Genomic DNA, 22,665 nt, shown 5'->3' on the forward strand with positions numbered 1-22,665 from the left:
CCCGCAGCAGCCGGCGCTGCATCGCCGCCGCGCTTACCACCGCCGCGCTTGCCGCCTTTGGCCCCGCCGCGCGCACCGCCATCACGGCCGCCAAAGCCCCGGCCGCCTCCGCCAGTTCCGCCGCCGCGCTTGCCGCCCCGGCTTCCGCCTTCGCTGCGCGGCTTCATATCCACCATCTCAAAATCGATGGTGTGCTCGTCCATGTTCACGTTCGCCACGCGAACCTTCACCTCATCGCCGATGCGGAACACCTTCGAGGTCCGCTCCCCGATTAGCGCCATATGCTGCTCATCAAAATGATAATAATCATCGGTCAGCGCACTGAGCCGGATCAGGCCTTCAACCGTATTTTCCAGCTCGATAAACATGCCGAAGCTTGTTACACTGCTGATCATGCCTTCGAACTCTTCACCAATCTTATCCAGCATGTACTCAGCTTTCTTCAGCGCTTCTGTATCCCGCTCCGCATCTACTGCCACACGCTCGCGCTCGGAGGACTGCTGAGCAATATCCGGCATTTTCTCACCGAGATACTCCTGGCGCTTCGGTGTCAGTGTGTTCCCGTTCTCGAACACCTCCCGGATGACCCGGTGAATGACAAGATCGGGATACCGGCGGATCGGAGACGTAAAGTGCGAATAAAACTCTGCAGCGAGGCCAAAATGTCCTGTACTCTCCGCATCATACTTCGCCTGCTTCATCGACCGCAGCATCATCGTGCTGAGCACCGTCTGTTCCTTCGTACCCTGGATGTCCTCCAGCAGGTTTTGCAGCGCACGCGGATGCACCGAGTTGCCCCGGCCCTTCACATGGTGTCCAAAATTGGCCGCGAACGCCATAAAGTTCTGCAGCTTCTCCGGGTCCGGATCCTCGTGAATCCGGTACAGGAACGGCACCTTCAGCCAGTGGAAATGCTCGGCCACCGTCTCATTCGCCGCCAGCATGAACTCCTCGATGATCTGCTCCGCGATGGAACGCTCCCTTTTGACAATATCGATTGCCTTGCCGTTCTCGTCCACAATGACCTTGGATTCTACAAAATCAAAATCCACCGCACCGCGCCGCATCCGGCGGTCCCGCAGCTTCAGCGCCAGCTCGCGCATCAGACGGAAATCGTCGACCAGATCACTGTAACGCTCGATCAACTCCGGATCCTCATCAATGAGAATTTTGCGAACATTATTATATGTCATCCGCTCTTTGGTCTTGATCACACTGGTGAAAACATCATGCTTCACGACCTTCATCTGCTCGTTGAACTCCATCTCACAGGACAGCGTCAGGCGGTCCACTTGCGGATTCAAGCTGCAAATGCCGTTCGACAAGCGGTGCGGCAGCATCGGAATAACCCGGTCTACCAAATACACGCTGCAGCCGCGGGCATATGCTTCACGGTCCAGCGCAGATCCTTCACGCACATAGTATCCAACGTCAGCAATATGAACGCCCAGCTTGTAGTTACCGTTCGGCAGACGCTCTACATTGACCGCATCATCCAGGTCCTTCGCATCCTCACCATCGATGGTGACAATGTTCTGACCGCGCAGATCGCGGCGGCCCTGCTGTTGAATCTCTTCTTCCGTGATCGAGCTTGGCGCCTGCTCTGCCTCTTCCGTCACCTCTTCCGGGAAGCTCTCCGGGAGCTGGTGCTTGCGGATAATAGACAAAATATCCACGCCCGGATCATCCTTGTGACCCAGCACCTCAACCACTTCGCCCTCTGCCGCAGCCCGTCCCTCCGGATAGCTGACCAGCTTCACAACGACCTTTTCGCCGTCTACAGCACCGTTCATCGCTTCACGCGGGATAAAAATATCCCGGTTGATCCGCTTGTCATCCGGAATCACGAACCCGTATACCTCATGGTTCTGGAACACGCCAACCACCTGGGTCACCGAACGGGTGACAATACGGATTACTTCGCCTTCCAGCTTGCCGCCGCCCTGGCTTTTGGAGCTCACACGCACCAGGACGATGTCGCCGTTCATGGCGCTTTTAAGATCATTCGCATGGATGTATACATCCGGGTGCTCCCGGTCATCAGGAATGAGGAAGGCAAAGCCTTTCGCATGAGCCTGCACACGCCCGCGGAGCAAATCCATCCGCTCCGGCACGCCGTAACGGTTGGTGCGGGTCAGAATGATTTTTCCGGACTGTTCCAATTCGTTCAACAGCTTCAAAAATTCACGGAACTCGCCCGCATCGCTAATCCCGAAGTGCTGCTCCAGTTCCTGGTACGTCATCGGCTTATAGGCGGTTTCCCGCATAAAATCAAGTAGGTTTTGTTCTGTTATCATCATTTCACCTCAAGGGGACTTACGTCTTAGTATGTTACGGTTAAATCAAAGTCTAATTCTATCCAACGTTTACCTATATATACCCATACCCTAGTATACACGAATTTAATCCGGGGTATCCCGGGGGCAGCTGCGGGCACTAAGTATGATTCAATATCCATAATATGTATGTGTAATTGATATCAAAAAAACCCCCGCTCTCCCATAACTGAAAAAGCGAAGGTTTTATGTGTACATTATTTCAATGCAGCAACTGCGATAGCCAGAATCATAAATCCGATAGCGACCACAACCGTGACGCGCTGCAGAACCAGATCCATACCGCGAGCTTTCGTTTTACCGAAAAGATGTTCAGCACCGCCGGAGATGGCACCTGCAAGACCTGCACTTTTACCTTTCTGAAGAAGAACGACCACGATCATCGCGATCGAGAAAACCACAAGCAGTACCTCTAAAAACATGACCACACCTTCCACCTCCTAAACGAGTAAACATCTGCAAATGTATGACAACAAAAAACCTGACAAAGTTGACAAAAGCATAAATGCATAAACAGTATTTTTATTGTATCACAGCGTCTTGCAAGTTGACAAGAAAAATGCGGTACAAGCTGGTGGGGTTTTCGCAATGATGGTAACGCATAAATTTCCCTTTGCAAAAAAACACATCCGCCCTTGTGCAACAGGGAGTTTTTCATGAGCATGCATTACCCGCTCCGGTCAAATGTGAATATACATGCTCATGCCTGATCTGATGTCTGATGAACCACTCCGCTATTTCCCCCAATCACTCGAAAAGACCCTGTACTGAGCGCGACCATCTGGCCCTCGGCATCGGTAATGCGGGACTCCGCAGTCACAGAGCGTCGGGCTTCATGCACAATATGAGCTGTTACCCTCAGCTTTCCTTGCTTGGCCGGCATCACAAAATGCACATTCAAGTTGCTCGTCACCACAGATTCTTCAGGATGCTTCAGCATGACCACAATGCCCATCGCATTATCCATAAGGGAGGAGAGCACGCCGCCGTGCACAATGCCCATCAGATTGAGATGATGCGGCTGCGCCTCCAGCGTAACTATCACCGCTTTGTTGTCTGCTGATTCCAGTTCACACCCCAGGTATCCCCAAAATGTCGCTGCAGCTGCTCTCGTCATCCCCTGAAGATAAGCTGTGTGTGACTCCGACTCCTGTCCATCCCCCTCCAACATGACGCAGCACCTCCTTTTTGATTTGATTACTTGCACATACCCTTAGCGCCCGATGCCCGCCTGGTGGGAAATCCTCACATTCATCATTAAGACTGTTTTCCAATCTTATTTCTTCAAAAACAGAAGCCATTTTCCCAATAAGACTGATTTTCACGCTTATTTTTTCACTTTTCGCCCAAATCTACTCTGCAGCAAGTCATTCAGCGATTTTAAGATTGTTTTTCAACCTTAAACTTTACTGAACAGGAAAAATGAGACAAATAAGCTTGAAAAACAAGCTTATTTCCAGCACGCCTCTAAACTGGCAGGCAAATGGCGGGCGGTCCGCCTTCAACCCTTTCCCACCCGCCGGCACAAACCTGTATTCTTTTGGTGCGGTCAGCCACGGTCAGCCTCGCCCGCACAATCAAGCACGGCAGCCTCACGCAGACTGACCTGCCCCCACAAACTGGCATCACCACCATGCCAACACGCCCACACACTGGGATAGATGCGAAGGCCTGCCTTTCTCCGGTCCGCACAAACTGGCCACATAGCGAAGGCCCTACCTTTCCTACGCCACCGGGTCGCTCCTCTCCCGCCCGCATCCTTATGCCGGTGGTCCGCCCCTCTCCCGTCTGCATCCCTTATACCAGCAGCAGCCCGCCCTTTCTCCCATGCCCGCATCCCTATGCCGTCGGTGGCCCCCAAGCCTCTCCGCCTGATGTTCATCCACTACGCCACCGTGCCGCTCCCCCTACAGCCCGCCCGCATCCATTACGCCGCCCTACGGGCCGCCCTCCTCTTCCTCCAGCAGCTTGCGCCGCAGCACCTTGCCGATCATCGTCTTGGGCAGCGAGTCGCGGAACACGTACACCCGCGGCACCTTGTACGCAGCCAGCTGGCTCCGGCAAAATATCTCAATATCTGCCGCATCCGGCTGCATCCCGTCCTTCAGCACGATGAATGCTTTTACCGTCTCGCCGCGATACGCATCTCTCGTACCGACCACGACCGCTTCCTTCACGGAAGGATGCTCATACAGCACCTCCTCGATTTCTCGAGGATAGATGTTGTATCCGCTTGCGATAATCATATCCTTCTTCCGGTCGATGATCCGAAAATACCCCTCCTCATCCATCACCGCCATATCCCCGGTGAACAGCCAGCCGCCACGGATCGTATCAAACGTCTCCTCCGGCCGGTTCCAGTACCCCTTCATGACCTGCGGTCCCCTCACGATCAGCTCGCCCGGCTCCCCTATCGGCATCTCCTCTCCCGTATCCGGGTGGACGACCATCGCCTCCGTGTCCGGCATCGGCAGCCCGATCGTACCGGACTTGCGCCGCCCCCAGATCGGATTGACATGCGTCACGGGGGACGCCTCGGTCAGTCCGTATCCTTCGATCAGGCGGCCCTGGGTCAGCTTCTCAAACGTATCCTGCACCTCGGCCGGAAGACCCGCCGATCCGCTGATGCAGGCATTTAATGAAGATAAATTATATTTTTGAATCCGGGGATGGTGGATGAGCGCGATATACATGGTCGGTGCGCCCGGAAACAGCGTCGGTTTTCTTTTGCGAATGAGTTCCAGAATGAGATCCACCTCGAACCGCGGTACAAGCAGCAGCTCCCCTGCCCGGTAAATCGCCTGATTCAGCAGCACGGTTAGCCCGAACACATGAAAACAAGGAATCGCCGCCAGATACCGTTCCTTCCCATGCTCCACCTGATAACACCAGTGAGCGCTTTGCAGCGTATTCGCGATCAAGTTCAGATGACTCAGCATCACCCCTTTGGGCACGCCTGTCGTGCCTCCCGTGTACTGCAGCAGAGCGAGGTCTTTTTCGGCGTCGACTTTTTCACAAATCGGATCATCCAGGGCATGGTCCAGCAAATGCTTAAAAGAATGAATAGTATCGCTGTAGCGGATGACGGGGAGCGGACCGCTTTTTTTGGCCTTGAGGGGATAGAGGAGGTTTTTCGGAAAAGGAAGATAATCCGGAATGGAGGTGATGATCATATGGCGCAGATTCGTCTCGCCCATCACTTTTTCCACTCTTGCTGAGAGCAAATCCAGCGTCACCATCACTTTCGCGCCGGAGTCCTTCATCTGATATGCGATCTCGCGCTCCACATACAGCGGATTCGTCATGACCGCCACGCCGCCAAGCAGCAGCACACCGTAATACGCAATAACCACCTGCGGACAATTCGGCAGCATAATGGCCACCCGGTCTCCTTTGGAGATGCCGAGGCTTCGCAGCACGTGCGCCATTCGGTAAGACTGCTGCAGCAGCTGCTTGTAGCTGATGGTTTTGCCCATAAAATAAAGCGCCGGCCGGTTAGGGTATTGTTGTGCGGACCGTACAAGAAATAAGGCCAAATTTTGTTTCGGATAGTCATACGTCGGGGCGACTTCAGCCGGATAAAACGGGAGCCAAGGCTTTGCCTGCATACAAAACCATCCCTTTCTCCTGTTTGCTGTACAGCCTGCTGCACTCCTGCTCCAGGGTCTGCCTGCATGCAGCAGGAGCGCCTTGCTGTTTGTTTACACGGTGTACCGCTCGCTCCGCACGACACGCTCACCGATGCTGCGCTTCAGGGCCACCGTATTGACCGGCTGGGTGCGGGTCAGCTTCTTGAGGACCGACAGCTGCATTCGCAGCATGTCGCCGCTCGCCGCGCTGGTCAGAATCTCCTTGGCCAGGGCATCCATCCGCTGCAGCGACTCATACACGAACACCTGCGTCATCTGGATCATAGGCAGCGCTTTTTCCTCCGAGGTACGAAGGATGTGCTTTCGGGTTCGGAGCAGAATGCTTTCCATGGCATACAGCTCGATCATCATATCTGCCAGGGATGAGAGGATTTCCTGTTCTTTCTCCAGCCGGGTGCCATAGGTTTGAACAGCGAGTCCGCCGGTAAGCAGAAAAATATGTTTGGCCATACTCAGCACATGGTCTTCCTGCTCCAGGGTTCCATCAAATGTCTGTCCCGGCACAAGCTGAAGCAGCTCACGCTGGAGACTTTCGGCTTTGGCAAGGAGCGCAATCTGCCCTTTCATAGCTTTTTTGAGCAATGTCCCGGGGATGAGCAGACGGTTAATCTCGTTCGTCCCTTCAAAAATCCGGTTGATCCGGGAGTCCCGGTAAATCCGTTCGATTTTGTACTCCTGAATGTAACCGCAGCCGCCGTGAATCTGCACTCCTTCATCTGCGATCGCATCCAGTCCCTCGGACGTGAACACCTTGTTGATCGAGCACTCGATCGCATATTCTGCTATCGCAGCTGCCGCTGCTGCCCCTGCATCACTGCCGCTGTCGTCGATATCCTGCATCGCCTCATCCAGCAGGCCGGCAGTCCGGTAGACCATACTCTCCATCACAAAAGCGGTCATGTTCATCTCGGCCAACTTCTTACGGATCAGAGGGAAGCTGGAGATCGGCACGCCGAACTGTTTGCGCGTATTGGCGTACTTCACACTGAGCTCGATGCTCTCCTTCGCGCCCCCGACCGTTCCTGCTGCCAGCTTATACCGTCCAATGTTCAAAATATTAAAGGCAATGCGGTGTCCCTTGCCGATCTCGCCCAGCAGGTTGGCCGCCGGTACCTTTACATCCTCGAAGAACAAGGGCCGGGTGGAGGAGCCTTTAATGCCCATTTTTTTCTCCTCAGGTCCCAGGGTGAAGCCCTCCATGCCCTTCTCCACGATGAATGCGGTAAAATGATCCCCGTCGATCTTGGCGTACACGATAAAAATATCCGCAAAGCCGGCATTCGTAATGTACAGCTTGGATCCGTTCAGCACATAGTGGCTGCCGTCGTCTGACAGCCGCGCTGTCGTCTTGGCGCTCAGCGCATCGGAGCCGGAGTCCGGTTCGGTGAGGCAGTATGCGGCGATTTTGGTGCCGGAAGCCAGGTCCGGAAGGTACCTTTCTTTCTGCTCCTTGCTCCCGAACAGCACAATCGGCAGTGTGCCGATGCCAACATGGGCACCAAACGAGAGCGCGAACGACGAACCCCGGGCCAGGGCTTCCGTGATCAGGGCCGTGCTGACCTTATCCAGGCCAAGGCCGCCGTACGCTTCAGGCACATCTGCGCCGAGCAGACCCAGCTCACCGGATTTACGCAGCAGCTCCACAGTCAATCCATAGTCCAGCTTCTCGATGTCTTCATCTCTTGGTATCACCTCTCCGCTGATGAAATTCCGCACCGTCTCGCCGATCATACGCTGCTCCTCTGTGAAATCCTCCGGGGTAAACAAACGGTCCATCTCCATGTTCTGAATCACAAAGCCGCCGCCGGCCAGCTTCGGCGGTCTCATCTCCTGCTCACTCATGCACAGTCTCCTTTCGTTCATGGACCTGGAACACCCCGGCAGCGCCCATCCCGCCGCCGATGCACATGCTCACAACACCGCAGCCGCCGCCCCTTCGGGCTAGCTCCGACACCAGGCTGACCGTAAGCTTCGCCCCGGTACAGCCGAGCGGATGCCCGAGCGCGATGGCCCCGCCATTGACGTTAACTCTGCTCTCGTCGATGCCCAGTGCCTGAATAATGTGCAGGCACTGGGAAGCGAACGCCTCATTGATCTCGAAGAGGTCCACCTGCTCCATCGTAATCCCGGCCAGCTTCAGCGCCTTCGGGATCGCCTCCACCGGACCAACACCCATAATCTCCGGCGGGACACCGGCAAGCGCGAACGACCGGAAGGTCGCAAGCGGCGCCAGACCAAGCTCTTCCGCCTTCTCGCGGCTCATCAAGGCAAGGGCCGCGGCCCCGTCGCTCATCTGGGATGCATTGCCCGCGGTCACTGTACCGCCAAGGGCAAACGCCGGCGTAAGCCGCGCCAGGCCTTCCGGTGAGGTATCCGGTCTGATGCCTTCATCCTGATCCATGATGAACTCGCGCGTCTTGAGCTGTCCCTCTTCATCTGCAGCAATGAGCTTTACGGGGACCGGAACGATCTCCTCGCGGAACCGGCCCGCAGCCAGTGCCGCTGCCGCCTTGCGGTGACTCTCTGCGGCGAAGGCATCCTGCGCTTCCCGGCTGATGCCGAATCTTCTCGCCACCGCCTCGGCCGTGTGCCCCATGCCCATGTAAACCTCCGGCATCTCCTGCACGATGGCAGGATGCGGAGCCGGCCTGAAGCCGGTCATGGGCACATGGCTCATGCTCTCCACCCCGCCGGCAATGATCACGTCGGCGTGACCGAGCATGATCCGCTCCGCGGCAAAAGCCACCGCCTGCAGTCCCGAAGCACAGAACCGGTTCACGGTCAGTGCCGGCACGGTCACCGGATATCCCGAATACAGCGAGATGATGCGCGCCACGTTCAGGCCCTGCTCCCCCTCAGGCATGGCGCAGCCGAGAATCACATCCTCGGCCATCTCCATGGTCAGCCCCGGCGCCCGGTGGATGACGGCCTGGAGCACGGCTTTGCCCAGATCCTCGACCCGCGTCTGGGCGAAGCTGCCCTTCACCGCTTTGCCGGCCGCCGTGCGCGCCAGGGATACAATGACTGCTTCTCTCATGGCAAACCACCTCTCTTGCGATTGCGAATGTGTTTGCTTCGGGTTACGGGCTGCGGGGAATGAGCTTTCTTCGCCATCCCTCTCCCCCAATCTCCTCTGCCCTGCGCCGTACCCTGACCTTGTGCCGCATAGTTCCGCAGCGACTTATCTTTGGCCAGCCAGCATGTGCTGCCTAGTTCCGCAGCGGCTTGCCCTTGGCCAGCATGTGCTGCATACGCTGCTGGGTCTTCGCCTCGCCGATCAGGCTCAGAAACGCTTCGCGCTCCAGGTCCAGCAGATATTGCTCGCTGACGACCGTGCCTGCCGGCACATCGCCGCCGGTCAGAATCCCGGCGAGCTTGCTTGCGATCAGGTAATCATAATCGCTGATGTACCCGCTGTGCTTCATCCCCAGCGCGCCCATCTGCAGGACGGCGCGGCCGTCGCGCCCGCTGACCCGGGCCCTGCCCGGTCTAGGCGGTGTATAGCCTGCGCGTTCCAGCGCCAGCACCGCCTGCTTCGCCTCATAAATCCGGTAATCCGGATTCATGAGTACAGCATCATGCCTGCGGCCATACATCTCCAGCGCTTCATGGCCGCTGGATGAGGTTTTGGCCATCGCGATCATCTCAAACGCCTTGTTGATCTCTCGCTGCATGTCACTGTCCCGGTCAGGATGCCTGCCGCTGATCTGCAGCACCGTCTCCTTGCAGCCTCCCCCTGCCGGAATGAGGCCGACACCGGTCTCCACCAGTCCGAAATAAGTCTCGGCCTGGAACAAGATCCGGTCAGCCGGCAGGCAAGCCTCCACACCACCGCCCAGGGTCATCCGGTGCGGTGCTGCCACGACCGGCTTCTCCAATCTCTTCAGCTTCATCATGCTGCTCTGGAACTGCGTAATCATCTCATCGATCTCATCCCATTCCCCGCTCTGCGCCTCCATCAGCATCAGCATCAGATTGGCACCCACGCAGAAGTTGCGGCCTTCGTTCGCAATGACCAGCCCGCGGTAATTGGCGCGGACCTCTTCAACACTCTGCGAGATCATGGACAGAATGTCAGCACCGATTGCATTGTTCGGAGAGCTGAATTCCAGACACGCCACCCCGTCCCCGATGTCAATCAGATTCGCACCGCTGTTCGAACGGATAATCATGTTCCGGCTCTGCGCCTTCAGGGCCTGCAGGGAGATGTGTTCAGGCTTTTCCTCAACGCCCCGGTACTCACCCTTGAAGTAGTGAAAGGTGCCGCCCTCTCTCACCTGGTAGAATGATTCGTTCCCTGCCGCAATCCATGCCTTCACCCAGACCGGAACCGTAAGACCCTCCTCTTCCATACGCTGCACCGTTTTCACCAAGCCCATCAAATCCCACATTTCAAACGGCCCCAGTTCCCAGTTGAAGCCCCATTTCATAGCATGATCGATGTCCTGAATGGAGTCGGCGATTTCACCCAGTTTTTCCGCAGCATAGATCAGCACCTGTTTCAGCACATTCCAGCCCAGAGCTGAATACCGGTCCTCCGTGCCCAGAAAAGCCCGGATTTTGCTGCGGATACCTTTAGCTGCTTTTGCCGCCTCCAGAGACGAAGCTTTCACTTTTCCCGCTGGATGATACTCCATCGTCGAAAGGTTCAGCGACAGAATCTGGCTGCCGTTTTCTCCCTTTATTTTTTTGTAAAAGCCTTGACCACCCTTCTCTCCTGTCCAGCCGCGCGATACCAGCTCCAGCATGACATCCGGGACCGTGAATATGTCCTTCTCTGCACCATCCGGCACATGATCAGACACATTGCGGGCGACATGCAGGAATGTATCGATGCCGACCAGATCCAGCGTACGGAAGGTCGCACTCTTCGGTCGCCCCAGCACCGGTCCTGTGACGGCATCAACTTCCTCCACGGTATATCCGCCTGCAAGCATCTCCCGCAGCGTCACAAGCAGTCCGTACGTACCGATCCGGTTGGCGATAAAATTCGGAGTATCCTTGGCCAGCACGACCCCTTTACCGAGCCGCCGCTGACAGAATTCGGTCATAAACGCCGTCACCCCCGGATCTGTATCAGACCCCGGTATAATCTCCAGCAGCTTCATATGCCGTGGCGGATTGAAAAAATGGGTGCCGAGAAAATGACGCCTAAAATCTTCGCTGCGGTTCTGCGCCATGGCGTTTATGGAAATGCCGGAGGTGTTGGTGCTGACGAACGCAGAGGGCTTGCGCAGACTTTCAATCAGAGCCAGAATCTGCTGTTTAATGTCCAGCCGCTCGGTAACCACCTCGATGATCCAGTCGGCTTCCTTTAACTGATGCAGATGATCCTCTATATTGCCGGGCGTAATTCGTTCTGCAAAAAGGGGCCGATACAGCGTTGCGCTGCCTGCTCCAGGCAAGCCGGCCACAGCGGCTGATGCCAGCCGGTTCCGGACCTTGGGCGACTCCAGCGTAAGGCCTGCCTTTACTTCCTCCGGCGTAAGCGAGGTTGGCACGATATCCAGCAGCAGACATGGTATCCCTGCATTGGCGAGATGGGCGGCAATGCCGCATCCCATAACACCGGAACCGATGACGGCAGCCTTGGTGATATGGTGCCCGGTTTTCCTGTGGCCGCCAGCGGTCTCAAGGTTCAGCGTAGAACTCATGGCATCATGACCTCCTGTTCTTGAATGGGTGACGGTCCAAAGACAGACATCTCCAGAATCTCGGCAATATCGCGGGTCTTGACCTGTTCTTCGGCTTCTTTTTCCTTGATGCCGTCCTCCAGCATGGTGAGACAGTACGGACAGGCGGAGCTGATCATGCTCACGGATACCGCAAGAGCCTGTTCCGTGCGGGCGATATTGACACGCTTGCCGGCACCTTCTTCCATCCACATCCGGCCGCCTCCAGCCCCGCAGCACATGCCGTTCTCCCGGGTGCGCTCCATCTCGGCCAGCTTGACGCCGGGAATGGTCCGGAGAATGTTCCGCGGCGCCTCATACTCTTCGTTATAACGGCCAAGGTAGCAGGAGTCATGGTACGTGATACGCTCCGGTACCGGGTAAGAAGGGCTAAGCCGTCCGCTCCTGACCAGCTCATCCAGCAGCTGGGTATGATGCAGTACCTCTGCCTCCAGCCCGAATTCCGGGTACTCGTTCTTCAGTGTATTGAAGGTGTGCGGACAGGCAGTCACAATTTTGGTAACATTCGCTTTCTGAAAGGCGGCGATATTCTCACGACACAGCTGCTGAAACAGCAGCTCATTGCCCATACGCCGCGGCGTATCCCCGGAATTCTTCTCTTCGCTGCCCAGGATCGCAAAGCTGACACCCGCTTCGTTCAGGAGCCTTACCAATGCCCGGGTGATGCTCCGGCTGCGGTTATCGTAGGATCCCATGGAGCCGACGAAGAACAGGTACTCAAATCCCGGGTTTTCCTTGACCGTCGGTATGATAAGTCCCAGCTTTCCACCCGGGTCCACTTCCGTCACCCACTTGCTGCGGTCGCTGCGGCTGATGCCCCATGGATTGCCCTGTCGCTCGATGTTCATCATCGCCCGCTGCGCCTCCTGCGGCACACGTCCTTCCATCAGCACAAGGTGACGGCGCAGGTCGATAATCTTGTCAACATGCTCGTTGCTCACCGGACACTGATCCTCACAGTTTCGGCAGGTCGTGCATGCCCAGATCTCTTCCTCTGTCATCACCCCGCCGATGAGCTGCACATTGCGGGGATCCACGCCCTGTACCTGATGCCATGACGCCTTCTGGGCGGCCATGGTCGGCGCAATATCCGTCACTCCCTCTCCATTCCCAAGTTTCATGGCGCCCTGCGCTGTACTTATCTGATGCGTACCGGGTGCGGCGAATATCGCTGCAGGCATCCAGGGTGACCTGGAGGTGAGCACGGCTCCTTTTTCCGTCAGATGATCCCTCAGCTTCACGATCATGTGCATGGGAGACAGCAGCTTGCCGGTGTTCGAGGCCGGACACACATTCGTGCAGCGGCCGCACTCCACGCAGGCGTAGAAGTCGAGCATCTGCTTTTGCGTAAAGTCCTCGATACGGCCTGTTCCGAAGCTTTCCGCCTCCTCGTCCTCCAGATCAAGCGAAGATAATCGTCCGGGCGGTTCTGTGCGCCGCAGTAAAATGTTGACCGGTGCGGTGATAAGGTGAAAATGCTTCGACTGCGGCACATACACCAGAAAAGACAGCAGGATCAGCAGATGAATCCACCAGAATGCGTAATATGCGACAGCGACCCCTGACTCCGGCATCCATGCGAAAACCGCAGCCAGACTAGACGACACCGGCGCCATCCCCGAGAAAGACAGCCCCTCTCTCAGCCGCTCCATAGCCATCGTTAGCAACACGGATATCATCAGCGAGGTGATCAGCACCACGACGATGCCCGGCTTCCAGCCCCGTTTGAGCCGCTTCAACTTCTCCCCGTACCGCCGGTATGCCGCATACCCCGCAGCCAGCACAATGAGTGACACCGTCACCTCCTGCATCAGGATGAAACCCTCGTAGCCCGGAATCGGCAGCCGATGTCCGCTGAGTCCTTTCCAGATGATGTCCAGCGCGCCAAACTGAAGGATGATAAATCCGTAAAAAATAACGAAGTGCATGACACCGCTTCGGCGGTCCTTGAGCAGCTTGCTCTGGCCGAACACTTGAACTGCGAAGCCTTGAAGCCGCTCCCTCCACTTGGGCTGGAGAGGAGTTCTTTTGCCAAGCCGAATGTACAGATAACGGCGGTATATTACAGTCGCAAACATGAACAGCGCCCCGCCGGTGACGAGGACGAAGAGGATTGCATGAAGAATGGGCCAGCTCATCGTATCACCCCCTTTTTTGAAAAATGTATTTACGCCGCAGCACCTCATGATAACGGTTACGACAGTATCCTATGATCACCGCGCCTGAAAAATGAATGAGGATTCATTCATAAAAAATAAAATGACCGTATATTTTGATACCAGGGGTGATGCATCGTGACAACGAAAAAAACTGAAAAATACCAGCTCATACTCCAGGGTGCCCTGAAGGTATTTGCCGAGCATGGCTACCACCGCTCCCAGGTTTCCAAAATTGCCAAAGCCGCCGGTGTGGCTGACGGAACGATCTATTTGTACTTCAAGCGAAAGGAGGATATCCTCATTTCCTTGTTCCAGGAAAGGCTGGGCGAGCTCGTCGGGAAGTTCCATGACCATGTGGAAGGCGTGGGCGATCCGGCGCAGGCACTCCGCAAGGTGTGCGAGATACATTTTAGCGAGCTGGAACAGAACCCTGATCTCGCTTACGTGACCCAGATCGAGCTGAGGCAGAGTGATTTGGAGCTGCGGAAGGCCATCGGGAGTGCGCTGAAGCCGTATTTTCAGCTGATCGAGCAGATTGTGCAGCAGGGTATGGAGGAGAAGGTGTTCCAGCCGGGCCTGAATATCAAGCTGGTGCGGAAGCTGATCTTTGGTGCGATGGATGAAGCGGTCACCTCCTGGCTGATTTCGGGACGAAAATATTCGCTGAGCGGGCAGGTCGAGGATACGCTGCGTTTCTTTCTGCACGGCATGACCGGCAGGCCTTACGCATAGAATCCCATGTTCACGATGGTTCCACATGAAAGGAGAGGTGATGTATGAAGATCGTTGTTCTTTTGAAGCAGACGCTGGATACGGAGGAAAAAATAACGCTGGACCAAGGAGCCGTCTGCGAAGACGGCGTCACCTTTGTGATCAATCCTTATGACGAGTATGCGGTGGAAGAAGCGGTCAGGCTCCGCGATGAGCACGGCGGCAGCGTAAAGCTGCTGTCAGCAGGACCGGAACGGACAGCGGAAGCGCTGCGAACCGCGCTGGCCATGGGGGCGGATGAGGCCGTGCTGATTACGGATGAGCGAATTCCGGATGACGAATATGCGGTATCCAAGGTTCTTCATACCTATCTGGTCCGGGAGAACGCCGATCTCATCCTCGGCGGGAGCTTCTCGGTCGACCGCGGCGGCGGGCAGGTCGCTGTCCGTACAGCGACACTGCTGGGCATCCCGCATGCCGGCTCCATTACGAAGCTGACGGTTAGCGGCGGAAGCGCTGAAGTCCACCGGGATGCCGAAGGCGATCTGGAGGTGGTGGAAGTGCCTCTCCCGGCGCTGTTCACTGCCCAGCAGGGACTGAATGAGCCGCGCTACCCCTCCCTGCCCGGCATTATGAAGGCGAAGAAGAAACCTTTTACGCGCCTGACCCTGGATGATCTTGGTCTTTCGCCGAATGAGATTCAGCCTGCGACGAAGCAGGCGGCGCTGTTTCTGCCGCCGGAGCGCAAAGCCGGCCGCATTCTGAAAGGCGAACCGGCTGCGGCAGTGCAGGAGCTGGTGTCTCTGCTGCGGACCAAGGTGCAGCCTGATACGACCGCTGATTAGTTCCATTGTATGGTGCCGGGGACGTCCGTCATGACTGAAGTTAAACGTTACCGTTCTGGTTTACTGCGATGGCAAGTGTTCTTACGACCGCTGACGCTTCTCCAGAATCACTTGTCACCTCCGTTATAGAAGGGTAATATCTTAACTTCATTTTATATAGCAAGGAGGTCATTGTGATGAGTCAATTTTTGCTGGTGTTTGCGGAAATGCGGGAAGGAAAGCTGAGGCAGGTTGCTCTCGAGACGCTGGGAGCAGCGCAGCTTCTGGCGCAGGAAGGGGATTTCATACGGATTGTGCTGGCCGCCGGATCGAACACAGCCGATGCCGCTGCGGTACTTTCGGCGTATGGAGCGGAGATCATCTATACAATTGAGGATGAGGATCTGGAGCATTACACACCGGATGCCTATGCTGCGGCCATTCAGGCTGCCGTGTCTGAAGCACAGCCAACTGTCGTCCTCTTCGGCCACACAGCGCTCGGGCGCGACCTGGCTCCAGTGATCGCCTCCAGCATGGGGGCAGGGCAGATCTCAGATGTCACCTCCATTGAAATCAAGGACGGCGAAGGCCTGTTTACCCGGCCCTTATATGCTGGCAAGGCCTTTGAGAAACGGAGCTTTACCACCCGGCCTGCTGTCATCACCATCCGCCCCAATAATATTGCAGCCGCAGCCCCTGATGCTTCAAGGAATCCCTCTGCCATCACAGAGCTTGCTTACCCGACGCCATCTCTTCGGTCGGTGGTCAAGAATGTCGTCCGCAAAACGACCGGCAGCATCGACTTGTCCGAAGCGAACATTGTCATTTCCGGCGGACGCGGCGTCAAGAGTGCGGACGGCTTCAAGCCGCTGGAAGAGCTTGCCGGGCTGCTCGGCGGCGCGGTGGGGGCTTCCCGCGGAGCCTGCGATGCCGGTTACTGCGACTATGCCCTGCAGATCGGGCAGACCGGCAAAGTGGTCACACCGGAGATTTACATCGCCTGCGGGATCAGCGGGGCGATCCAGCATCTGGCCGGCATGAGCCAGTCGCGCATCATTATCGCGATTAACAAGGATCCGGAAGCGCCGATTTTTAAAGTGGCGGACTACGGCATTGTCGGGGATCTGTTCGACATTCTGCCTTTGTTAACGATGGAATTCCGCAAAGTGCTGAACTAACGATTGTCCCTCCGCGGAACATGGATTATATTTATAAATAGAACTTTATTCCATACCAAGGAGGAGTTGGGTGTATGAGTACAGACGTAACTGCTTTTATTGAGCAGCTGCCAAATCCGTGGCAAAGCGAGCTCTGCAGCCGGCTGAGACAGCTGGTCCACAACACCATTCCGGACGCGGAGGAACGCATTCAGTACAAGAAGCCTCATTTTTTAAAAAATGGGCATTATGCGGCCGTGATTTCCCCGTCCAAGGATGCCATTGCGTTTATGATTATGAATGCAGGCGAGCTTGAAGTCCCTAAGGGATTTGAGGGCCCCCCGGAACGCAAGTGGCTGAAGATCCGCGAGGGGGATGAGCCGGACTACGATCAGCTGTCCTCCCTGCTGGCCCAGGCTTCCAGCACATTGTGAGACCGCGTGAGGCTCTCTGGAGATGCGCGGCATAAACAGCTCCTTCCTGCTCCTTCAACTGCATCTCCTTTTACTTCATCAATGTTACATATGGCTAGTCCACTGCATAATTTCGAGTATTCGCTCAAAAGGCCTGCGTAAACCAGGCCTGTTCCATATTGGTATCCCATTGGAGATGGCTTTAGATGAGAGTTGGCTATAGTATTTTAAGAGAGATTCACAAAAAGGAATTCACCCCAGAGAGCAAGGATTACGGGATTCAGGAACATGAATTCCTCAGGATGGTCAAACTGTTAGAGAAGCAAGGATATCTTGACAAAATTTTAGTGGTAGGAGATTTCTATTCATTAAAACAAACCAGAATTACAGACAAAGGTATTCGATTTTTAAAAGAGCACTTCGATTTGGAGACCATTTATCCTGCTCACAGATCTGATCTAGTGAATTGGATTCAAGTAGATAAGACCTTATACGGTAATGGTGCTGACTCTGATTGAGGACCATCTTCTGATTAATGCTCCACCGGATGATTGACAATAGTTTCCTCACCCCGTATATTCTATATATGAGTATATGCTCATATATAGAATATACGGTACATATTGAATACACAAAGGCGGCGAATCCCAAATGGAAGCTCATGAACATTCTTTTTTAAAGCCTGAAACGGTTGACGACGTATCCCGGATTTTCAAGGCATTGTCCGATCCGACGAGGATACGGATTCTCTACATGCTGTCTCAAGAAGAGTGTCCTGTCAGCCACATTACAGAGGTGCTGGATATCTCCCAGTCGGCAGTCTCCCACCAGCTGAGCCTGCTGCGAACCATGAAGCTGGTCAAAAACCGGCGGGAAGGCACCACCATCATCTACTCATGCGACGACGATCACGTCATCTCTTTGCTGAAGCAGGCGATCCGCCATGCCGAGCATTGTTAGGAGGTAGAAGCTATGAGCTCACATAACCATTCTCATCACGGACATCACGGTCATCATGGGCACGGACACGGGCATGATCACGGTCACGGTCATCACCACGGCATGGATGCAAACGGCAATAAAAAAGGCCTGATCATCGCGCTCATCATTACGTTCAGCATCATGCTGCTGGAGTTCTTTGGCGGCCTGATTACGAACAGCCTTGCCCTGCTGTCTGACAGCGGACATATGCTGAATGATGCGGTATCGCTGCTGCTGAGCCTGGCCGCTGTATCTTTTGCAGCCCGGCCCGCTTCCTCCAAGAAGACGTTCGGTTTTTACCGGTTTGAAATTCTGGCAGCACTTCTGAACGGTGTCACGTTGTTTGTTGTGGCCGGCTTTATCATCTGGGAAGCTTATGGGCGATTTCTTGAGCCTCCTGCCGTAGCCAGCGGATCCATGATGCTGATTGCCTCGATCGGGCTGCTCGCCAATATCCTCAGTGCATGGTCACTCATGAGAAAAGGCGATGTCAAAAATAACATCAATATGCGCAGCGCCTATCTTCATGTGCTCGGAGACGCGCTGGGTTCCGTAGGTGCCATTGCTGCAGGTGCTGTGATGCTGCTCTTCGGCTGGTATATTGCGGATCCGATCATCAGCGTGCTGGTTGCCCTTTTGATTCTGAAAGGTGCCTGGGGCGTCATTACGCATACCGTGCATATTTTGATGGAGGGGACGCCGCATTCCATCGACTCCTCTCAGGTACAGCAGGCACTGGAGGATATCCCTGGCGTTATTAACGTGCATGATCTCCATATCTGGAGCATAACGTCCGGTCTCGATTCGCTGAGCTGCCACCTGTTGGTTGGGGATGATGGGGATCAGCAGCATATTTTGCAGCAAGCCATCTCGCTGATTGCCGAGCAGTTTCACATCGAACACACCACCATCCAAATCGAAACCTCCGCTACCAGACATGCGGAATTGAAAGTGTAGGGATTCTTATGCAGACAAACACAGACGTGCTTATTATCGGGGCCGGCCAGGCAGGACTGGCTGCCGCCTATTATTTGAACAAATCACAAGTCAATTTCCTTCTCATCGGACAGGAGCAGCGCATCGGGGATGTTTGGAGACAGCGTTATGATTCCCTGGTCACCTTCACGCCAAGAGCCTATAATGCGCTGCCAGGCCTTCCGCTGGAAGGAGACCCGGATGGATTCTCCTCCAAGGATGAGATTGCCGATTACCTGGAGCGATACGCCGCCTATTCTGACTTTCCTGTGCAGCTGGGGACCAAGGTCCACGCTGTGGATCAGGAGGACGACGGCCTTTTCCGGGTAACAACCAGCTCTGGCGTGATTCATGCTGAGAAGATAATCGTTGCAGCGGGACCTTTTCAAAAACCGTGGATTCCCTCTTTTGCAAATCAGCTGTCCCGGAGCATCCATCAAATCCATACTTCGCAATACATTAACACGTCATCACTCCAAGAAGGCCCTGTTCTCATCGTCGGGGCGGGCAACTCTGGTGCTCAGATCGCCGTAGAGCTCTCTAAAGAGCGCGAGGTCTATCTTTCGGCCGGACATAAAATGAAATTCCTCCCGCTGCAGCTCATGGGCAAAAGCATCTTCTGGTGGTTTGATAAAACCGGCATACTCAGCGCCACCGTCGACAGCAAGGCGGGGCGATGGATCCGCGGAAAAGGAGATCCCATATTCGGAAGTGACTTGATACAAGCAATACGGTCTGGCCGTGTGATGCTCAAGCCAAGATCCATGAAAGTGCAGCAGGATGTGTTCACGTTTGAAGATGGGACAGTAGATGCTTTTCCCAATATCATTTGGGCCACCGGATTCCGGTCTGATTACAGCTGGATGCAGGTGCCCGGGATCCTTGATGCTGAAGGAAAACCCATCCATCAACGAGGCGCTTCACCGGTGAGAGGCCTGTACTTCCTGGGGCTGCCGTGGCAGTCCCGCAGAGGGTCCGCCCTGATCGGCGGGGTAGCCCGCGACGCGGAAGTTATCGTTCGGAGCTTGCAGTAGAGCCTTTTGCATTTGGAACACAGAAATCAATTGAAGTGGAAATCTCTTATTCTCACTTAACAGATGCTGATCCATTGTCCAACAAGGCACGACTCTAGCAAGTCGATGACGTTTCGTGTTACGAATCAAGATCAATGCATACAGTGTGCCTCTTATTGTGAAACTAATAAATCTTCTCTTCAAGAAGAACTTTCCCCTCAGAATCCTTAGCCTTAATCGACGATCTGAGGGGTCGACTCTCTAAGATGAAATACCATATAGTCAGATCGTTTTTTTGTATTATTTTACCTTGTTGTTCATTTATCTCTATAGTTGTTATTTGCGGGTTAATTATTGCGCCATATACGATAAAATCTCCTGTTTGTTCAGATTCTAAAATTCCATATGTAAATTCCTTAAATATATCAATGAGCACAAAATCCGTGATGTGTGTTTTCATTTTTTCACTGTTCTCTAATTTAATAAAACCCAGTCCTGATTCACTTAATCCCCCTTTTTTATAAAACGCATATATACTGCTATTTTTAATGTCAAAATGAATTAATTCCTAGTGAAATGATAAATTTCAGTTTCAGAAGAACTCACCTTTTTCCCTTAATCATTTCCACCTATTGTAAAATAATAAAAAAAATTAAAAAACCCCCATTGTAAATAATAGGGGCACAGATTAGGGTTTTTTAGTGTTCATAGATCCATTGGTCAGCAAAAGTCCATTGTTTGCCTTCATTAGTCCATCCAAAAGAGGCTGAGTAAGGAGTTATAGTTTCTTACAGTACCGCTAAATATTTTGTCATGCCAGCGCCATGATCTTCCATAGTTACTATAGTTTACGGGGTCCCTTTAGGAGAAGGTTCGTTAATCTTCGTCTTCAGTCCACTTTTTGCTGGCGTCCAAGCGATCATTACAATAATCGCGATTAATTCGAGAAATAGATAAACTTAAACTGTACATACAGCTGTACATATGATCAGCATAAACACAATTCTGTGTTGCACTAATCGAGTTGGTCAAATATTTTTTTAGCATAGATATGGTCAATCGCCTGGAAATAGGATAAACTGCTTCTTACAACCCATTCAGTGGTCCTTCCTTTTAGTGTGACAACTTAAGGACGATAGACTATTGCCGATGGGGTTATTTTTTTATGTTACAATTCTTCGACAAGAACTTTTGATATGGAGCGGGGAAAATCGGTGGCAGCAAAAATTATTCTTGGGTAACAAACAGCGGAATATCAAGTGAAGCAGGTCAGCGTCCTGAAGCATCAATATGGAACCCTTTCTGCTAATGGCAAAAAACGATATAGCTTTGACTACAGTTTGAAAGGAGCAGGAATTTAGAATGGATACACTGACCTTGAAGGAGATGGAAAAGAGGCTTGCGCTATGCCTGTCTTTAATCTTTCCGGGCATCGGCCTCGTATTTAAGAAGGAGTATTGGAGCGGAATCATCTTCGCTGTCATTCATTTGACGTTGGGTTATTTTTTACTGAAGGTAATGATCATTAGCACTCACAATAGCGGCGGCGGCAGACAAAGTCATGATGTCGACTTCATCCTCATCACGTTGTTCCTCATCAACTATCTATTCAGTGCTATATTGTCCTGGAAGTCCAGGGATGAATAGTGAGGGGCCCACGATGGAAAGAGCAAGCAAAGAACTTATGATGAACATCGTTGTGATATCCATTTTATTGAGTGTAGTTTATGGATTTCTATTCATTTATCTGGACAAATTACTGAATCCGGATACATATTATATGAGCTCTCCGGGTGACTTCGTACTCTTTACGCTGACCTTTTTAGTTGTTTATCCTGCTCATATTGTGATGAGTCTGCTCAGCTTTATGGCAGCCCGATTTGCAGGTAACAACGTTACGACAAGGCTTATCGCTTTTAACGGGATGGGGTTTGTCCTCATTGGTGTGCTCTACTATGCTTTGAGGGAACCTCTCGTCCTGCTGATTTTGTTCTCCTTACTTGTGTTTTCAGCTGCTGCCGCCTTCCATGCCCGCCGCACATCATGAAGTGACTCAAAAGGATTATTGTCCTTATCCAAAAACAAAAGGGGATTTTCATCATGAAAGACAAAGTAAAGGGAATTGTGATCGGTCTAATTCTAGGAACAATGTTAACAGGAGTAACAGCTTACTCTGCTTCTAGTACAAACATTAAGGCTGTATTAAACAAGGTCAATTTATATGTAGATGGTGTTAAAAAAAGCACAGCTAATACGATCACATACAAAAACACTACCTATGTTCCTGTTCGTGCTATGAGCAATGCATTAAACAAGGACGTCTCTTTAAAAGGAGATAACTTATTCATTGGAAAACAACCGAATGTTAAAGTAACACAAGATAAAGCATTTGATCTTGTATACACTAAAATTAAAAAAGAATCCGATAAATATAAACTCCATTATATGGATGAGGGGGTAGATGGTAGTTACTATATAGTAAGGGCTTTTGAGAACATGCCTACTCACATTGCTACCTACGGCTGGTACTATGTTGATATGTATACCGGAGTTGTTTATGAGTGGGATCTGGTTGAAAATGAACTGATTAAATTATAAAAACACGGCTCCTAAAGCCTGCTTGAATACCAAACTCAACTCGTGCAAAAGAAAAAAAGAACCAGCATACTAAACATGCTGGTTCTTTTTTGCCCTAAACTTAAAAACGCATATCATGACCATTAAATAACATTAATTGCGCCCTCCGGCTTCTC

General features: G+C 53.3%; 20 protein-coding genes. 11 read left to right on the top strand and 9 right to left on the bottom strand.

The window, feature by feature from the left end; genetic code table 11:
- The 8 genes from rnr to HII30_RS15230 form a co-directional block, all read right to left on the bottom strand.
- The coding region (rnr, locus tag HII30_RS15195) for a ribonuclease R (RefSeq protein ID WP_169505899.1) at positions 1-2,297 on the bottom strand (2,297 nt) is incomplete at its 3' end.
- 236 nt (positions 2,298-2,533) lie between these two features.
- A complete protein-coding gene (gene secG / locus HII30_RS15200) occupies positions 2,534-2,764 on the bottom strand; it encodes a preprotein translocase subunit SecG (RefSeq protein ID WP_169505900.1) in 231 nt (76 codons plus the stop codon).
- Positions 2,765-3,036: 272 nt separating this feature from the next.
- On the bottom strand, positions 3,037-3,507 hold the full coding sequence (locus HII30_RS15205) for a PaaI family thioesterase (protein WP_169505901.1): 471 nt from the start codon (positions 3,505-3,507) through the stop codon (positions 3,037-3,039).
- Positions 3,508-4,273: 766 nt separating this feature from the next.
- Positions 4,274-5,944 (bottom strand): long-chain-fatty-acid--CoA ligase, encoded by a 1,671-nt coding sequence (locus tag HII30_RS15210; protein WP_169505902.1) that lies wholly within the window; start codon positions 5,942-5,944, stop codon positions 4,274-4,276.
- A 93-nt stretch (positions 5,945-6,037) separates the two neighbouring features.
- A complete protein-coding gene (locus HII30_RS15215) occupies positions 6,038-7,828 on the bottom strand; it encodes an acyl-CoA dehydrogenase family protein (RefSeq protein WP_169505903.1) in 1,791 nt (596 codons plus the stop codon).
- Positions 7,821-9,023: an acetyl-CoA C-acyltransferase gene (locus HII30_RS15220; RefSeq protein ID WP_169505904.1), complete on the bottom strand. Its 1,203-nt coding sequence runs from the start codon at positions 9,021-9,023 to the stop codon at positions 7,821-7,823. Before HII30_RS15220 ends, HII30_RS15215 begins: the two co-directional genes overlap by 8 nt.
- A gap of 172 nt (positions 9,024-9,195) precedes the next feature.
- The gene (locus HII30_RS15225) at positions 9,196-11,640 is read right to left on the bottom strand and encodes a 3-hydroxyacyl-CoA dehydrogenase/enoyl-CoA hydratase family protein (protein ID WP_169505905.1); all 2,445 of its coding nucleotides are present in this window, start codon (positions 11,638-11,640) and stop codon (positions 9,196-9,198) included.
- Positions 11,637-13,817: a (Fe-S)-binding protein gene (locus HII30_RS15230; RefSeq protein WP_169505906.1), complete on the bottom strand. Its 2,181-nt coding sequence runs from the start codon at positions 13,815-13,817 to the stop codon at positions 11,637-11,639. The genes HII30_RS15225 and HII30_RS15230 overlap by 4 nt, the downstream gene beginning before the upstream one ends.
- Before the next feature lie 156 nt (positions 13,818-13,973).
- Between HII30_RS15230 and fadR the strand changes: the two genes are divergently transcribed.
- The 8 genes from fadR to HII30_RS15270 all read left to right on the top strand — a co-directional run bounded on the left by fadR (position 13,974) and on the right by HII30_RS15270 (position 19,933).
- A complete protein-coding gene (gene fadR / locus HII30_RS15235; RefSeq protein ID WP_169505907.1) occupies positions 13,974-14,570 on the top strand; it encodes a fatty acid metabolism transcriptional regulator FadR in 597 nt (198 codons plus the stop codon).
- Between the two features lie 44 nt (positions 14,571-14,614).
- On the top strand, positions 14,615-15,394 hold the full coding sequence (locus HII30_RS15240) for an electron transfer flavoprotein subunit beta/FixA family protein (protein WP_169505908.1): 780 nt from the start codon (positions 14,615-14,617) through the stop codon (positions 15,392-15,394).
- Between the two features lie 176 nt (positions 15,395-15,570).
- Entirely contained in the window at positions 15,571-16,551 is a 981-nt protein-coding gene (locus tag HII30_RS15245; protein WP_169505909.1) for an electron transfer flavoprotein subunit alpha/FixB family protein, read from the top strand.
- A 74-nt stretch (positions 16,552-16,625) separates the two neighbouring features.
- Positions 16,626-16,964 carry a DUF1801 domain-containing protein gene (locus tag HII30_RS15250; RefSeq protein WP_169505910.1) on the top strand — a complete coding sequence of 113 codons (339 nt, stop codon included), beginning with the start codon at positions 16,626-16,628 and terminating at the stop codon, positions 16,962-16,964.
- A gap of 185 nt (positions 16,965-17,149) precedes the next feature.
- A complete protein-coding gene (locus HII30_RS15255; protein WP_169505911.1) occupies positions 17,150-17,461 on the top strand; it encodes a hypothetical protein in 312 nt (103 codons plus the stop codon).
- 133 nt (positions 17,462-17,594) lie between these two features.
- The gene (locus tag HII30_RS15260; RefSeq protein WP_169505912.1) at positions 17,595-17,903 is read left to right on the top strand and encodes an ArsR/SmtB family transcription factor; all 309 of its coding nucleotides are present in this window, start codon (positions 17,595-17,597) and stop codon (positions 17,901-17,903) included.
- 12 nt (positions 17,904-17,915) lie between these two features.
- Entirely contained in the window at positions 17,916-18,881 is a 966-nt protein-coding gene (locus tag HII30_RS15265; RefSeq protein ID WP_169505913.1) for a cation diffusion facilitator family transporter, read from the top strand.
- A gap of 8 nt (positions 18,882-18,889) precedes the next feature.
- Positions 18,890-19,933: a flavin-containing monooxygenase gene (locus HII30_RS15270; protein WP_169505914.1), complete on the top strand. Its 1,044-nt coding sequence runs from the start codon at positions 18,890-18,892 to the stop codon at positions 19,931-19,933.
- A gap of 163 nt (positions 19,934-20,096) precedes the next feature.
- On the opposite strand, the gene HII30_RS15275 is transcribed toward HII30_RS15270, so the two are convergent.
- A complete protein-coding gene (locus HII30_RS15275; protein WP_169505915.1) occupies positions 20,097-20,372 on the bottom strand; it encodes a hypothetical protein in 276 nt (91 codons plus the stop codon).
- 902 nt (positions 20,373-21,274) lie between these two features.
- Here HII30_RS15275 and HII30_RS15280 point away from each other — a divergent pair.
- From HII30_RS15280 to HII30_RS15290, 3 genes are read left to right on the top strand one after another with little or no spacing between them, the layout of a single operon-like run.
- Complete coding sequence (locus HII30_RS15280) at positions 21,275-21,559, top strand: hypothetical protein (RefSeq protein WP_169505916.1); 285 nt, start codon at positions 21,275-21,277, stop codon at positions 21,557-21,559.
- Positions 21,560-21,572: 13 nt separating this feature from the next.
- The gene (locus HII30_RS15285; RefSeq protein WP_169505917.1) at positions 21,573-21,959 is read left to right on the top strand and encodes a hypothetical protein; all 387 of its coding nucleotides are present in this window, start codon (positions 21,573-21,575) and stop codon (positions 21,957-21,959) included.
- 53 nt (positions 21,960-22,012) lie between these two features.
- On the top strand, positions 22,013-22,510 hold the full coding sequence (locus tag HII30_RS15290) for a stalk domain-containing protein (protein WP_169505918.1): 498 nt from the start codon (positions 22,013-22,015) through the stop codon (positions 22,508-22,510).
- Positions 22,511-22,665: the final 155 nt, after the last annotated feature.

This window comes from Paenibacillus lemnae (assembly GCF_012933385.1).
In the GTDB taxonomy this organism is placed as follows: domain Bacteria; phylum Bacillota; class Bacilli; order Paenibacillales; family Paenibacillaceae; genus Paenibacillus_AQ; species Paenibacillus_AQ lemnae.